This is a genomic window from Sphingomonas caseinilytica (genome assembly GCF_023516455.1).
Classification (GTDB): Bacteria; Pseudomonadota; Alphaproteobacteria; order Sphingomonadales; family Sphingomonadaceae; genus Sphingomicrobium; species Sphingomicrobium caseinilyticum.
The window spans coordinates 941,839-955,105 of sequence record NZ_JAMGBA010000002.1 but is presented as its reverse complement, the minus strand read 5'-3'; the positions used below and the strand labels follow the sequence as shown (position 1 = coordinate 955,105).

At 62.9% G+C, this 13,267-nt stretch carries 15 protein-coding genes; 2 read left to right on the top strand and 13 right to left on the bottom strand.

Features of this window, described 5'->3' with window-relative positions; all coding sequences use genetic code 11:
• Nucleotides 1–2 precede the first annotated feature (2 nt).
• The 10 genes from tatC to LZ496_RS11370 form a co-directional block, all read right to left on the bottom strand.
• Nucleotides 3–872 (bottom strand): twin-arginine translocase subunit TatC, encoded by an 870-nt coding sequence (gene tatC, locus LZ496_RS11415; protein ID WP_249904804.1) that lies wholly within the window; start codon nucleotides 870–872, stop codon nucleotides 3–5.
• On the bottom strand, nucleotides 869–1,240 hold the full coding sequence (gene tatB / locus LZ496_RS11410) for a Sec-independent protein translocase protein TatB (RefSeq protein ID WP_249904803.1): 372 nt from the start codon (nucleotides 1,238–1,240) through the stop codon (nucleotides 869–871). Before tatB ends, tatC begins: the two co-directional genes overlap by 4 nt.
• 29 nt (nucleotides 1,241–1,269) lie before the next feature.
• Entirely contained in the window at nucleotides 1,270–1,527 is a 258-nt protein-coding gene (locus LZ496_RS11405; protein WP_249904802.1) for a twin-arginine translocase TatA/TatE family subunit, read from the bottom strand.
• A 33-nt stretch (nucleotides 1,528–1,560) separates the two neighbouring features.
• The gene (scpB, locus tag LZ496_RS11400) at nucleotides 1,561–2,127 is read right to left on the bottom strand and encodes an SMC-Scp complex subunit ScpB (RefSeq protein ID WP_249904801.1); all 567 of its coding nucleotides are present in this window, start codon (nucleotides 2,125–2,127) and stop codon (nucleotides 1,561–1,563) included.
• Complete coding sequence (locus tag LZ496_RS11395) at nucleotides 2,127–2,885, bottom strand: segregation and condensation protein A (protein ID WP_249904800.1); 759 nt, start codon at nucleotides 2,883–2,885, stop codon at nucleotides 2,127–2,129. The genes scpB and LZ496_RS11395 overlap by 1 nt, the downstream gene beginning before the upstream one ends.
• A 21-nt stretch (nucleotides 2,886–2,906) precedes the next feature.
• Nucleotides 2,907–3,914: a beta-N-acetylhexosaminidase gene (gene nagZ, locus LZ496_RS11390; protein ID WP_249904799.1), complete on the bottom strand. Its 1,008-nt coding sequence runs from the start codon at nucleotides 3,912–3,914 to the stop codon at nucleotides 2,907–2,909.
• A complete protein-coding gene (locus tag LZ496_RS11385) occupies nucleotides 3,914–4,603 on the bottom strand; it encodes an SPOR domain-containing protein (RefSeq protein ID WP_249904798.1) in 690 nt (229 codons plus the stop codon). The genes nagZ and LZ496_RS11385 overlap by 1 nt, the downstream gene beginning before the upstream one ends.
• A gap of 87 nt (nucleotides 4,604–4,690) precedes the next feature.
• Nucleotides 4,691–5,422, bottom strand: coding sequence for a hypothetical protein (locus LZ496_RS11380; RefSeq protein ID WP_249904797.1), 732 nt, complete (start codon nucleotides 5,420–5,422; stop codon nucleotides 4,691–4,693).
• Nucleotides 5,422–7,155 (bottom strand): arginine--tRNA ligase, encoded by a 1,734-nt coding sequence (gene argS, locus LZ496_RS11375; protein ID WP_249904796.1) that lies wholly within the window; start codon nucleotides 7,153–7,155, stop codon nucleotides 5,422–5,424. Before argS ends, LZ496_RS11380 begins: the two co-directional genes overlap by 1 nt.
• Before the next feature lie 79 nt (nucleotides 7,156–7,234).
• Nucleotides 7,235–7,660 carry a D-Ala-D-Ala carboxypeptidase family metallohydrolase gene (locus LZ496_RS11370; RefSeq protein ID WP_249904795.1) on the bottom strand — a complete coding sequence of 142 codons (426 nt, stop codon included), beginning with the start codon at nucleotides 7,658–7,660 and terminating at the stop codon, nucleotides 7,235–7,237.
• A 217-nt stretch (nucleotides 7,661–7,877) separates the two neighbouring features.
• Here LZ496_RS11370 and LZ496_RS11365 point away from each other — a divergent pair, with 217 nt between their 5' ends.
• Complete coding sequence (locus LZ496_RS11365) at nucleotides 7,878–8,120, top strand: circumsporozoite protein (protein ID WP_249904794.1); 243 nt, start codon at nucleotides 7,878–7,880, stop codon at nucleotides 8,118–8,120.
• A 163-nt stretch (nucleotides 8,121–8,283) separates the two neighbouring features.
• A complete protein-coding gene (locus LZ496_RS11360; protein ID WP_249904793.1) occupies nucleotides 8,284–8,937 on the top strand; it encodes a hypothetical protein in 654 nt (217 codons plus the stop codon).
• A 16-nt stretch (nucleotides 8,938–8,953) separates the two neighbouring features.
• On the opposite strand, the gene LZ496_RS11355 is transcribed toward LZ496_RS11360, so the two are convergent.
• From LZ496_RS11355 to ftsZ, 3 genes are all read right to left on the bottom strand, one after another.
• Nucleotides 8,954–10,114 (bottom strand): deoxyguanosinetriphosphate triphosphohydrolase, encoded by a 1,161-nt coding sequence (locus LZ496_RS11355; protein ID WP_249904792.1) that lies wholly within the window; start codon nucleotides 10,112–10,114, stop codon nucleotides 8,954–8,956.
• Complete coding sequence (locus LZ496_RS11350; protein ID WP_249904791.1) at nucleotides 10,111–11,727, bottom strand: SPOR domain-containing protein; 1,617 nt, start codon at nucleotides 11,725–11,727, stop codon at nucleotides 10,111–10,113. Before LZ496_RS11350 ends, LZ496_RS11355 begins: the two co-directional genes overlap by 4 nt.
• Nucleotides 11,728–11,852: 125 nt before the next feature.
• Nucleotides 11,853–13,238, bottom strand: coding sequence for a cell division protein FtsZ (gene ftsZ / locus LZ496_RS11345; RefSeq protein WP_249904790.1), 1,386 nt, complete (start codon nucleotides 13,236–13,238; stop codon nucleotides 11,853–11,855).
• Nucleotides 13,239–13,267: the final 29 nt, after the last annotated feature.

Below are 13,267 nucleotides of genomic sequence, written 5' to 3'. Positions count from 1 at the left end.
GTTTAACTGGGCGGATAGTGACCTTTTGCCCCCCCGCTCTCGCTATCCGACGAAATGGGCCCGGAATCGCCAACCCTCCCCCCCCCCGGTGGCGTTTTCGGGCCCAAATTTTGTCCCGAAACGGCGGCCTTGCGAGCCGCTCTCCAGTGGGTCAGCCGAATGGCCAGGATCGCGAACTCATACAGCGTGTAGAGCGGCACGAGCATCAACAGCATCGACACGACGTCCGGCGGGGTCAGCACCGCGGAAACCGCCGCGGCAACGACGATCGCATAGCGACGCGATTTCGCCAGCTGTTCGCGGGTGACGATACCGGCGCGCTCCAGCACCATCAGCAGCACCGGCAGCAGGAATGCGACGCCGAACCCGAACAGGAACCGCATCGAAAAATTCATATAATTACCGATGGCGGGCAGCGCCTCCTGGGTAACGCCGCCAACCTCGCCTTCGAAGCCGAGAAGGAACTTCAGCGCCCAGGGCATTGCCACGAAATAAGCAAAGCTTGCGCCGGCAATGAAGAAGAAGGGCGTCATGATGAGGAAGGGCAGAAACGCCTTCTTCTCCTTGGCGTAGAGCCCCGGCGCGATGAACCGCCACATCTGCGTCGCGATCACGGGAAAGCTGAACATCAGCGCCGCGAAGAAGGCCACTTTCACTTCGACGAAGAAGGCCTCGAAAATATCGGTGTAGATGAGCTTGCCCTGGCCGGCGGCCAGCAGCGGCTGCACCAGGATCGCGAAGATCGGCTTGGCGAAGTAGAGGCAGATGAAGAAACCGGCGGCGATCGCCGCGACGCACCACAATAGCCGGCGGCGAAGCTCGATCAGATGGTCGACCAGCGGCGCCTTGGTTTCATCGATATCGCTGATCATGGAAGCGGCCGGTCTTCAGGTGGCGTGGGATCCTCGTCCGGCGCTGGGGGCGCTTCAAGCGGCAGCCCCGGCTGGCCCTCGTCCGGCGGCAGCGACGTCATGACGGGCTTCGGTTCCTCGTAGGTCGCGTTGGGCGGAAACTGCTTCATGATGAGGTCATTCTGTTCGCGCCATGTCTTCTCCATTTCCTCCAGCTCGGCTTCGCGGATCACATTTTCGATTCCGGAGGTGAAATGGCGGGCATAGCCGCGGATCTTCCCGACCCAGCGGCCGACCATCATCATGACGCGCGGCAGCTCCTTGGGCCCGATGAACAAAAGGGCCACTACCGCCACAACGAGCAGTTCGCTGGTATCGACGCCGAACATCGGCGGACTCTATCAGATTCTAGCCGTGATTACTGACGCGACTGATCGTCGGTCGGCGTGGCCGTCGGCGTCGCGGTCGGCTCGGCGGGTCGCGGCGTGACGTCGATCGGCTGCTGTGGCGGAATCTGCTTCTGCTCGGCCGGCTTCTCGTCGTCGGCCAGGCCTTGCTTGAAGCTCTTCAGCCCCTTGGCCACGTCGCCCATCATGTTGGAGAAGCGATTTCCTCCGAACAGCAACAGGACGATGACCGCGAAAATCAGGATATGCCAGAGGCTGAAACCGCCCATGAGGAAACTCCGGTAAAAGACTTTGGGAACGTCTTAGTCGTCCTCGCCTTCAGTTTCTAGCTGAAGCTGAAAAACGGACTCTTCGAGTGGGTCGAGCAGGCCGGCGGCCTTCAGATCGTCGATTCCAGGCAAATCGCGTCGCGACGACAAGCCGAAATGGGTCAGGAAATCAGATGTGGTCGCGTAGAGCAGCGGCCGCCCCGGGGATTCCCGGCGTCCGGCGGTGCGAACCCATCCCGCTTCCATCAGCACGTCGAGAGTACCCTTGCTGATCTGCACGCCGCGGATCGCCTCGATCTCGGCCCGGCTGACCGGCTCGTGGTAAGCGATGATCGCGAGCGTTTCCGTCGCCGCGCGAGACAGACGCCGTGCGTCCTCCCTGGTCCGGCGAAGGATGTGCGCGAGATCCGGGGCGGTCTGGAAATGCCAGCGGCCACCACGCTCCACCAGTTCGACACCATGACCGGCGTATCGCTCGGCCAGGCCGGCCAGTGCGGAGTCGATGTCGCCTTCGCCGACATAGCCGGCGATTTCCTCGACGCTGAGGGGGCTTTCGGAAGCGAATACAGCCGCTTCGACCGCGCGCTGAAAATCGTCCATCAGGCTGCCTTCCGGACGAGCAGTTCGCCGAAACTTTCTTGCTGTTCGATCTGGAGCTTGCCCTGCCGAGCCAGTTCCAGCGCAGCGACGAAGCTGCTTGCCAGCGCCGACTTGCGGTATTGCGGATCGCCGGTGGCGGGAAGAAAGGCTTCGAGCGTCGTCCAGTCCAGGGCCTGCCCGAGCAAGGCCGCGACGCGCTGGATAGCATCTTCCAAGGTCATCACGGCGCGATGCGCGACGACATGCATCGCTGGCGCGGTGCGCGCCTTGACCCGTCCATAGGCGGCGAACAGCTCGAACGGGGTGACCTGCCAGGCGGATTTGCGGACCAGCTTCAGCCCCTCCGGCGCGCCGCGAGCGAAGACATCGCGGCCGATCCGGTCACGCCCCATCAGCCGGGCTCCCGCATCGCGCATTGCATCGAGCCGCTGCAGCCGAAGCTGCAAGCGCATCGCAAGCTCTTCCGGCGATGGATCGACCGTCGGATCCTTGGGAAGCAGCAGGCAGCTCTTAAGGTAAGCCAACCATGCCGCCATCACCAGATAATCGGCGGCGATTTCCAGGCGCAGCGTCCGGGCGCCCTCGATATAGGCCAGATACTGCTCGACCAATGCCAGGATGGAAATCTGGTGGAGGTCGACCTTTTGCTGGCGGGCAAGGCTCAAAAGCAGGTCGAGCGGGCCTTCCCAGCCGTCGAGGCTGAGGTTCAGCGCCTCGTCTTCGCGCGCCGGCGCAACGAACAGCTCTTCATCCCCCATGGAGCCAGACTATGCCGTAATTCAAACCAGCGCCAGAAGCGCGTCGCGCTTGGTGACGGCCTCGGCGAAATTCATTTCGTCATCGGGCGTGAAGCGCATCGCCATGGCCCTCGCCAGCCTCGACGCACCTTCCGCTGAAATGTCGCCAACCGCATTGGCGACCAGACGCATATTCTCCATCTTGCCGTCGCAATGCAGCGCGACGTCGCAACCCGCGGCGACACAGGCCGCCGCTCGCTGGCCGTGGTCTCCCGCCAACGCCTCCATGCCGATGTCGTCGCTCATCAGGAAACCGTCGAAGCCGATCCGCTGTCGGATGATCTCATGGATGATGAACGGCGATTGCGAGGCAGGCCGTTCGGAATCCCAGGCGGTGTAGAGGATGTGGCTGGTCATCCCCATCGGCGCTTCCCGCATCCGCTCGAACGGCTCCAGGTCGACCAGCAGTTCATCATCCGTGGCATCGACCACCGGCAGTTCCAGATGGCTGTCGACCAGCGCCCGGCCATGTCCAGGGATATGCTTGATGACGCCCAAGGTGCCGGCACTGCGCAAGCCTTCCAGCATGGCCTTGCCCAGCGCCGCCACCTGCATGGGTTCGGCACCGAGCGCGCGGTCGCCGACGATATCGGTCGCGCCGGGCTGGCGAACGTCGAGCATCGGCAGGCAGTCGACGTTCACTCCGACCTCGTGGAGCATCAGCCCCAATGCCCTTGCATTGACCCGCGCCGCCTCGATCGCGCTGGAAGGCGCTAGCTGGTAGAGCTTGTCGAACGCTTCGCCGCTTGGGAACGCCGGCCATTCGGGTGGCCGCATGCGCGCCACTCGCCCGCCCTCCTGGTCGATCAGGATCGGCACTTCGTCATGGCCTTCAAGGTCCCGAAGCGCATCCGTCAGCGCTCGCAATTGTTGTCGCGACTCAATATTTCGCTTGAACAAAATATAGCCGGCTGGCCGGGCATCTCGGAAGAAATCCCTCTCTTCCGCCGAAACTTCAGTGCCGGCCAGGCCGTAAATCGCCGCTTGCATCAGTTCACCGGCAGGCAGCTCTCGCCCGCAGCCTTCAGCGCAGCGCAGGCTGCCTTGGTCTGATCGGAGGAGCCCGTAGCGCGCAGGCGGAAGACCGACTTTCCTCCCACCGTTGCAGTGACGACCACCTTGTTCAGTGCGGCCACGGTCGGGAAGCGGCCGGACAGCAGCTTCCACGCCGTCTCGGCCTTCACGGTCGACGCATAGGCACCAAGCTGAATCGTTGGTCCCGAGGATGCTGCCGTTGAGGCCGTTGCAGTGTCCGGAGCGGGCTCCTTTACCTCATTCGGAGGAATCTTCTTCGGCGGAGGTACAGCCTCCGGAGTCTCTACCGGTAGCGGGGTCATTTCCTGCGGCAGCTTCTTGACGTCCAGAGCCGCGTCGGGATCTTCCCCGGCACTGGTTGAGAAAGCCGTTTCGCTATCGCCGGCAACGTCGAGTCCGCCGGGGTCGGTCGGCCGAACCTTATAGGGCCCTGGCTCCGCCTTGATCAGCTGCGGCGCTCCACCTGGAGCCGGATCGCGCCGGCCGATCCAGAACATCGTTCCGGCGACAACGGCCGCGGCAAGCAGGACAAGCAGCAACGCCATGAACATCTTGCGCGCTGAAATTGCCCGCGGGCCGTCCTCATTCTCGACGGCCTCCAACCAAGGCAGCGCATCGCCGTCATAGGCCCGCCCATCGCTCATGCTTGTGACTCTCCCCTTCACTCGATGGTCATACTAGGGGCTGCTAGTTCAATATGGGAGAGGCATTGGCCAAATAATTGCGCTCTCTCAGGCGACCGTGCAGGGTCGGCCGATCGACTTCAGATTGCCGCACAGCAGCTTGGCATGCTTCTTCGACGGAGTGCCGAGTTGAAGCCGATAGAAGCGCTTGGACCGGATCGAAATCGCTTCGATGCTCTTGGGCATGGTGACCAGGAAGGTGTAGTCGCTCACCGTGCTTTTCCAGGCGGCCTCGGCCTCCGTCCGGGTCAAGTAAACACCCAGCTGTACCGTCTTGCCGCGGACCACCTGCGCGGTCGGATCGACTGCGGGGCGCGGCGGGTCAGGCGGGAGAGGCATGTCTGCGATCGCCAGGGCGGCTTCGGACGCCACCACTTCCGCGGCGGCGGCTTCTCCAGCCTGCTCGCTCACGACCTCGCGATAGGCTGTATCGGTCGGGACCGCCTTGATCTTTCGCCTGGGCAATGGCGCGGGCCTGCGAAAGGCCGGCGTCGGCTTCACTATTGCAGTCGGTGTCTGGCTTACATGCAGCGGCGGCAGCACGACCTGGGGCTGCATTTCGACGGGAGCTGGTAAGGTCACATGCGCTTCCGCTGCCGGTTCCGCCTCCCGCCCAGAGGGCAAGTCGCGGGTGAGCAGGGTCACGACCGCGGCCAGCCCGATCGCGCCAATCGCGGTGGCGACACCCGTCTTCCGGTTCGATTTCTTGCCGGTTGGAGCGCGATAAGGTTCGAGCCAGGGAAGCCGATTTGCATCCCTCACCACCCCCGCGTCAGCCATCAGCGCATCTCCTCGGCGGCCTCCACTCCCATCAGCCCGAGGCCATTCTTGATAATCTGCCCAATTCCGCGCGCCAGTTCCAGCCTGCTCAGAGAAAGTTGTGGATTATTTTCAATGAGAAAGCGGCGTTCGGGATCGTCGTTGCCGCGGTTCCAAAGCGCATGGAATGCGGCCGCGAGATCGTAGAGGTAGAAGGCGATACGATGCGGCTCATGGGCCATCGCCGCACCTTCGACGACGCGCGGATATTGGGCGGCTAGCTTGACCAGTCCAAGCTCCTCGGCGTCGAGTAATGCGAGGTCGGCCTTGTCAGTGAGCGGTAGCGCCGCCTCCACTGCCTTTCGCTGCAGCGAACTGATCCGCGCATGGGCATATTGGACGTAGAAAACCGGGTTGTCCTTCGATGCCTCGACGACCTTGGCGAAGTCGAAATCGAGCATCGAATCCGTCCGCTTTGTCAGCATCATGAAGCGGACGACGTCCTTGCCGACTTCGCGCACCACATCTGCCAGCGTGACGAAGTTTCCGGCACGCTTCGACATCTTGATCGGCTCGCCGGCGCGAAGCAGCTTCACCATCTGGATGATCTTCACGTCGAGATCGACGCGGCCGTCGGTCAGCGCCGTGACTGCCGCCTGCACCCGCTTGACAGTCCCTGCGTGGTCGGCGCCCCAGATGTTGACCAGATGATCCGCCGACTGGGCCTTCTTCAGGTGATAGGCGGCGTCGGCCCCGAAATAGGTCCAGCTGCCGTTCGACTTCTTCATCGGCCGGTCCTGGTCGTCTCCGAACTCGCTCGATTTAAACAAGGTCAGCTCGACCGGTTCCCATTCGTCATGTTCGTCGAGGCTCTTCGGCCGCTCGAGCTGGCCCTCATATACGAGGCCCTTCGAACGAAGATTCTCCATCGCTTCTTCGACCTTGCCGGAGGCTTGCAGCTCGGCCTCGGATGCGAAGATGTCGTGATGGATGCCAAGCAGGCTGAGGTCGTGCCGAATGAGGTCGAGCATCGCGGCGACCGTCTTCTGCTTGAACAGCTGAAGCCACTCGGCTTCCGGCTTGCCGACCCAATCGTTGCCATATTCGGCGGCCAGGAGCGTTCCGACCGGCTTCAAATAGTCGCCCGGGTACAGCCCTTCCGGTATCTCGCCGATATTCTCGCCCAGCGCCTCGCGATAACGGAGGTGCGCAGACCGGGCGAGCGTGTCGACCTGGCTGCCGGCATCGTTGACATAATATTCCTTGGTTACCCGAAAGCCGGCGGCTTCCAGCAAGCGGGCAAGGGAGTCGCCAACCACGGCTCCGCGGCAATGGCCCATGTGCATCGGGCCGGTCGGATTGGCCGAGACATATTCGACGTTGACCCGCTCGTTATTGCCGATGGTCGACAATCCGTAGCGCTCGCCTTCGGCAAGGATCGTCACCAGCTCGTCGCGCCATGCACCATCGGTCAGGCGCAGGTTGATGAAGCCCGGCCCGGCAACGTCCACCTGAGTAACCCCGGGTATAGCCTCAAGCTTCGGCTTGACCTGTTCCGCCAGCGCGCGCGGGTTTGTGCCGGCTCCCTTGGCCAGTACCATGGCGGCATTGGTTGCGAGGTCGCCATGCGAAGGATCGCGCGGCGGTTCGACCGCTACGGCCTTGCGATTGAGTTCGGGCGGCAGCGCTCCTTCCGCGACCAGTTCGTCAAGGATGCCGTCGAGCAGCGCGGAATAGCGGGCGTAAAGGGACAATGTGGCTCACCGAATGAAAGGAATTCGGCGCGCCTCTAGCGGTTCAGGGCCGCTTCGCCAACTTTATGCATTGAAGTGGCTAGTTGCCGCCGCCCGACGACGGAGGAGCATAGACGATGCGCCATTCGGTTTTCTCGCCGGATTTGACGGACACCAACTGCGGCTGCGCCCCGCCACGCCGCTTGGGTGAGCCGAAGGCGAAATGGCTATGATCACCTTCGTCCAGCGACTCCGCGAGCGCGAAGCCGGCGTTGCGATAGGCCGCGGCGATCTGCCCGTGGCTCACGCCCGGCCGTCGGGCAATATCGATCGCGCGGTTGCTGAGATGGTAGCTGTTGGCCACTCCGCCAACGCGGCGGTTGTGCGCGGGGCTTCGATAAGTGCTGGTTACCTGGCCCCAACGAGCGCCGATCTGCTTGACGTCGCCCATGTTGACGGAGCGGCTGTTGGTTTCCAATGCCCAGGTGCCCGCCGGCGGAGGTTCGTCCGCGGTGGAATGGCTCACGGGCTTTCCTACCTCACGGACACCAAAGTCGGTTTCGGCCGCAATCGCGGTCGAACCAGAGCCCAGCAAAAATAACGCGATCCCCGCCCTTATCATGGCAACGCCCCCTCGTGGCTGCAGCCATATAACACGAAATTAACGTTGAGCGGGAGTCGGATAAGCCGGAACGCCCTTCCCGAGCGTTCGTTAGAGGGCGGTCCCAAATGGGAGAGGAAGAATGTCGAAGCTAGTTTTGACGAGCATCATGGCTGCCGCGGCGCTCGGATTGGCGGCCTGTGGTGATCGCGACCAGGAAAATATGGCTGTCGAGAATGTTGAGGACCTCAACGCCACCGAAGACATGAACATGGGCATGGATATGAACACCGACATGAACATGGACATGAACATGACCGACAACAGCATGGATAATGCGGCGGGGAATGCGGTGGACAATAGCGCGACGACCAACAGCTATTAATCCAGTTCAGGATTTTCAATTTTGAGCAGCTTGGCAGGGACGAAAACCGTCCCTGCCTGGCCGACCTCCTTTCACCAATCTCGTAGGGACAATTCGACCAACATGCGCTGGTGCTCGATCAAGGAGCTTCACGTCGCGGGCATACAGTTCTAATTTGCAACTTATGCAACAAGCTCTCCCCTCGTCGCGGCCGCCTTTCGCAATCGACTGGCGGAATGCCAATTTCCTTCTGACGGCCATCTTCTGGGCATTCACCTATGCACTGTTCACCTATCGGGCTCAGCTTCGGTACGGTGACGCTTATGAGCTTGTCGACACGATCAGGTTCGTTTCGACTGCGGTCGGCGCCGGACTCTATTGGCTCGTGCTGTCGTACCTGATCGACGGCACCCGCGACCGTCCCGGCAAGCCACTGGCGATCCTGGCCACGATTCTTCCCGCTACAATCGTGGTACTTCTGGCCCGGGTTCTGCTTGAGCAAATGGGCGCGACCAATCCCAACGGATTTCCGGGCGACCTTCGTTTCGTAATGGTTTGGGGCGGCTATTTCGGCTTGTGGGTCAGCGCCTCCTTCGCCCTTCGTGTCATGCCCCGATTGAATTTTGGCGCCGAAATGGGCCTGCAACGCTTCAAGGCGAAGCGGGTGACGGTCGCTAGCCAGAACAAGAATGCACTGTTCCGGGCAGAGGTTCTCGAGCGGCTTGCCCTGGAAATCGCCAGCCTGCCGGCCGCCGAGCGCCGAGCGCTGGTCGAAGAGTTTACCGTTCCCCTGAGCTACGAGACTGCCGACGAGCTTGAGCTCCACGTCTCGCGATGACCAGGCTAAGCGGGCCCTAGAATTTTTCCGGCAGCCTAACCGGACCGATCAGCGCCTCATGGCGTGCGATGGCGAAACGGTCGGTCATCCCGGCGACATAGTCGCCGATCCCGCGCAGCCTGGCCGTCTCATCGTCGGCGCGCTGCCAGCCTTCCGGCAAGGCTTCGGGGCGATCGATGAAATATTGCGCAAGATCGCTGACGATCCTTTGCGCTTCGATACGGATCGGGCGAAGCGCGTCATGGTCGTACAGGTTCGCATAGAGGTGGCGTTTGAGCGCGCGCTCGGCGTCCTTCATTTCGCTGGAGAAGCCGGCCAGCTGTCGGCCAACGCTCCTGACATCATCGATCGTCTCGACACCGGATTCGCGGATGCGTCGCCGCGTTTCGCCAAGCACATCGCCAACCATTGCGCCAATGCCGTCGCGGATCAGGGCCTTTTGCTTTCGTGATTGGTCCAGGCCCGGATGGCGCGCCTCGATCTCGTCCCACCATCCCCGGACGAGGGGAAGTTCCAATAGCGGTTCAAGTTGTAACACCCCCGACCGCAAGCCGTCGTCGATGTCATGATTGTCATAGGCGATGTCGTCCGCGATCGCAGCGACCTGCGCCTCGAGGCTTGGCCAACTGAGGAGCTCCAGATCGAAGCCGTCATTGGCCTCCTTCAAGGCCCAGTGAGGCTGGCTAACCGGTCCATTGTGCTTGGCCAGGCCCTCCAGCGTTTCCCAGCTGAGATTCAGTCCGTTGAACGTGGGGTAAGGGTTCTCAAGTTCAGTGACCAGGCGGAGCGTGTGGCCGTTATGATCGAAGCCACCAGCCTTCGAGAGGCTCCGCTGCAATGCTTCTTCGCCGCCATGGCCGAATGGCGGATGGCCCAGGTCATGTCCCAGGCAAAGCGCCTCCGTCAGATCCTCGTTGAGGCCCAGCGCCCTGGCCATCGTCCGGCCGATCTGCGCAACTTCCAACGAATGGGTGAGTCGGACGCGGAAATGGTCGCCATCGGGCGCGACGAACACCTGCGTCTTGTGCCGCAAGCGCCGGAATCCGACAGAATGAATGATGCGGTCGCGGTCGCGCTGAAAGGCATCGCGAGGACCGCGCGGACCCCGGTCGTCTTCCGCGAAGGCCCTGCCGCGCGAATTGGAAGGCTGCGCGGCAAGGGCCTTTGGAAGCGTCATCTTGAGGAAAGTTTCTCGATCTTGATCTGCGACGGCGTGCGGGTCCAGCTAAAGCCGCCGACGCCTTCCTTGGCAAGCTTGTTGACGAAGGCCTGGCTTTCCGACTTCGTATCGAACGGGCCGATCACCAGCCGGAAATATTCCTTGCCGGCGGTGACGTAGCCGGGCCGCGACTTGAGCAGGCTGCCGGCCTTGTCGGACAGCTTCTTATATTCAGTAGCCATCCGGTCCTGGTTGGATCCACCGGCGAGCTGGACCCAGTAGGTTCCCTTGACCCCCAGCTTGGCCGCTTCCTCGCGCTCCTTCTTTTCGGCAGCGAGTTTCGCGTCGCGCGCCTTTTTCTCGGTCGCCTTCTTGTCGGCTGCCTTCTTGTCGGCAGCTTTCTTCGCAGCTGCCGCCTTTGTCGCCGCGGCATCGTCGGACGCAGTACTTTCGACTTTGGGGGACGGCGCGGGCGGAGGCGGTTCCTCGATAGCGGCAAGCAGCTTGTCTATACTGCTGAGTTTGTTCTCGCCTGTTGATTTATCGACCTGCTGCAGCGAGGACTCGCCGTCTTCGGCAACCGCGACCGGTTCAGTGGCTTCCTGTTCGGACTCGGACTGCGCCAACCTGTCTTCCGTCGGAGCGGCGCTCGACGCCGACGGCAGGCTAAAAGATGGCGCCGCCGATGAGCTCTGCGACGGCAGCGAGAAGCTGGGCTTGGGTGCCGGCGGCAGCGGTTCCCGCACCGCCACGCGAACCGGCGGCGTCGTCTGGACGGGCGGCGCGGTTACGGTGGCGGGCGGCTCGGCCAATGCGGACCGATCCCGCGAGGGAGGTACCGAAGCTGGCGCAGGCGCAGCCTGAGCTTGTGAGATTCGAATGGAGGCATTGTCGGGGAACATGCCGAGATGGACCGCCGCTGCCTTCTCCTGAACGCTGAGCTGCGGAAGAGAGCTGATGAACGGCGCGAAACGAGCCGACCCGCCCGGCATCACCGCTTCAATCGCCTGCGCGGCACCTCTCGAATCCCCGACTAACGCCAGGACGAAGGCGCGCGTTCGTTGCGCCGCGGGGTCTCGGCGATTCAGGAGCGGCTGGATGGACGCCATCGCACCGTTGCGGTCGCGGCCGATCGCTAGGCTGAGAGCCAAGCGCCGGCGGCCTTCGTCGCTGTTCAGCGACGCGATCGCCAGCCGATAATCGCTTTGTGCACCGGTAAGATCGCCGCTAAGGTCGCGAGCCAGCCCGCGGTCCAGCGCAATGGTCAGTGCCGAAGCTCCAAGCCGGGTTGCCTGGTCGAAATAATAAATCGCGCCGTCGGCATCGCCCATATGCGCCATCGCCGCGCCAAGGCCGGCCTTTGCCGCCGGCGCATTCGGATTGACCTCTTCGGCGCGTCCGAAAAAGCCCGCGGCGGTCTGCACGTCGCCAAGCTCCAGGGCGGCCTTCCCTGCCCCGATCAGCGAATTGAAGTCGCGCGGATTGCTGGCCAGGATGCGGATATGACGCGACAGCGCCGTACCCGGAGATTCCGGTGTGACGGACTGAACGGTGGCCGAAGCCGCAGTGGCAATGAATGACGCTGCCAGCACGGCAATGAAGCGCGCGCGCATCGATCCCAAATTAAGCATGGTCCTCCCCATGCCTGATGGAAGCTTGCTGAAAGCTTGCTGAAAAGGGCGTCGCGACAAGACGTTGCGGCCCGGCGACGAGCCGCCGCTCGCTTGAGCGGCAGCCGCGCCGAGCCTAAACCAGGTTACTGATTATTCTGCCGATTAAGGAAACGCGGAATATCGAGCGGTTCGCGGCGGAAGCCCGGGACCGGCTCTTCCTCGACCTTCGCCTGGGCTGCGCCGCGCGCGATGTTCGACATGCGTTCGAACAGCGTGCCTCCGGCAGCAGCGGCCGGCTTGGCTTCCTCGATCGGCTCGATCTCGGCTTCTTCCTCGTCGATTGGCGGAGCGATCGGCGTACCCATGACCGGATCGGCAAGGATATCGTCATTGCCGAGCAGCAGTTCATCGGTCGCTTCGTCGTCACTCGTCAGGTCAAGCGGCGCTTCTTCGGCCGTGGGCTCGGGCGCCGGAGTAATGATCGGAGCTGGCGTAGGAGCCGCGGCGGGGCGGCCGGCGGTCGGGAAGGTGAAGACCTTTCCCTGCGTCGGTTGGACGGCGGCTTCCGCCTCGATGCCGGTGGCGACGACCGACACGCGGATCTTGCCGCCAAGGTCGTTGTTGAACGCCGAACCCCAGATGATGTTGGCGTCGGGGTCGACCAGTTCCTTGATGTGGCTGGCGGCCTCGTCGACCTCCATCAGGCGCATGTCGTCGCCGCCGGTGATCGAGATGATGACGCCCTTGGCGCCCTTCATGCTGACGCCATCGAGCAGCGGGTTCGAGATCGCCTTCTCCGCGGCTTCGATGGCGCGGTTGTCGCCCGAAGCTTCGCCGGTTCCCATCATCGCCTTGCCCATTTCGCCCATCACCGAGCGGACGTCGGCGAAGTCGAGGTTGATGAGGCCCGGCATGACCATCAGGTCGGTGATTCCGCGGACGCCCTGCTGCAGTACCTCATCCGCCATCTCGAACGCTTCCTTGAAGGTGGTTTCGGAAGTGGCGAGACGGAACAGGTTCTGGTTGGGAATGACGATCAGCGTGTCGACATGCTTCTGCAGCTCTTCGATGCCGCTTTCGGCCGAGCGCATGCGGCGCGATCCTTCGAACGCGAAGGGCTTGGTCACGACGCCGACGGTCAGGATGCCGCGGTCGCGCGCGGCCTTGGCGATGACCGGCGCGGCGCCAGTGCCGGTGCCGCCGCCCATGCCTGCGGCGATGAAGCACATGTGCGCACCGTCGAGCGAGCGCTCGATCTCTTCGAGCGTCTCTTCGGCTGCGGCGCGACCGATCTCGGGCCGCGAGCCGGCACCCAGGCCTTGCGTGATCTTGAGGCCCAGCTGGATGCGCTGGTCGGCTTCGGAAGCATTGAGTGCCTGCGCGTCAGTGTTGGCGACCAGGAACTGGACGCCCTGGACGTCGGAGCGGATCATGTTGGCAATGGCGTTGCCGCCGGCGCCGCCGACACCAATGACACTGATCCTCGGGCGAAGCTCGTCCACTTCCGGCCGGATGAAATCAATGCTCATGGACTAACCCCTCCCCCTGCGCTGCTAGC

Coding starts and splice junctions, on each gene's coding strand:
- tatC (WP_249904804.1), bottom strand. CDS start 872: ATGATCAGCGATATCGATGAAACCAAGGCGCCGCTGGTCGACCATCTG.
- tatB (WP_249904803.1), bottom strand. CDS start 1,240: ATGTTCGGCGTCGATACCAGCGAACTGCTCGTTGTGGCGGTAGTGGCC.
- LZ496_RS11405 (WP_249904802.1), bottom strand. CDS start 1,527: ATGGGCGGTTTCAGCCTCTGGCATATCCTGATTTTCGCGGTCATCGTC.
- scpB (WP_249904801.1), bottom strand. CDS start 2,127: ATGGACGATTTTCAGCGCGCGGTCGAAGCGGCTGTATTCGCTTCCGAA.
- LZ496_RS11395 (WP_249904800.1), bottom strand. CDS start 2,885: ATGGGGGATGAAGAGCTGTTCGTTGCGCCGGCGCGCGAAGACGAGGCG.
- nagZ (WP_249904799.1), bottom strand. CDS start 3,914: ATGCAAGCGGCGATTTACGGCCTGGCCGGCACTGAAGTTTCGGCGGAA.
- LZ496_RS11385 (WP_249904798.1), bottom strand. CDS start 4,603: ATGAGCGATGGGCGGGCCTATGACGGCGATGCGCTGCCTTGGTTGGAG.
- LZ496_RS11380 (WP_249904797.1), bottom strand. CDS start 5,422: ATGGCTGACGCGGGGGTGGTGAGGGATGCAAATCGGCTTCCCTGGCTC.
- LZ496_RS11365 (WP_249904794.1), top strand. CDS start 7,878: ATGTCGAAGCTAGTTTTGACGAGCATCATGGCTGCCGCGGCGCTCGGA.
- LZ496_RS11360 (WP_249904793.1), top strand. CDS start 8,284: ATGCAACAAGCTCTCCCCTCGTCGCGGCCGCCTTTCGCAATCGACTGG.
- LZ496_RS11355 (WP_249904792.1), bottom strand. CDS start 10,114: ATGACGCTTCCAAAGGCCCTTGCCGCGCAGCCTTCCAATTCGCGCGGC.
- LZ496_RS11350 (WP_249904791.1), bottom strand. CDS start 11,727: ATGCTTAATTTGGGATCGATGCGCGCGCGCTTCATTGCCGTGCTGGCA.
- ftsZ (WP_249904790.1), bottom strand. CDS start 13,238: ATGAGCATTGATTTCATCCGGCCGGAAGTGGACGAGCTTCGCCCGAGG.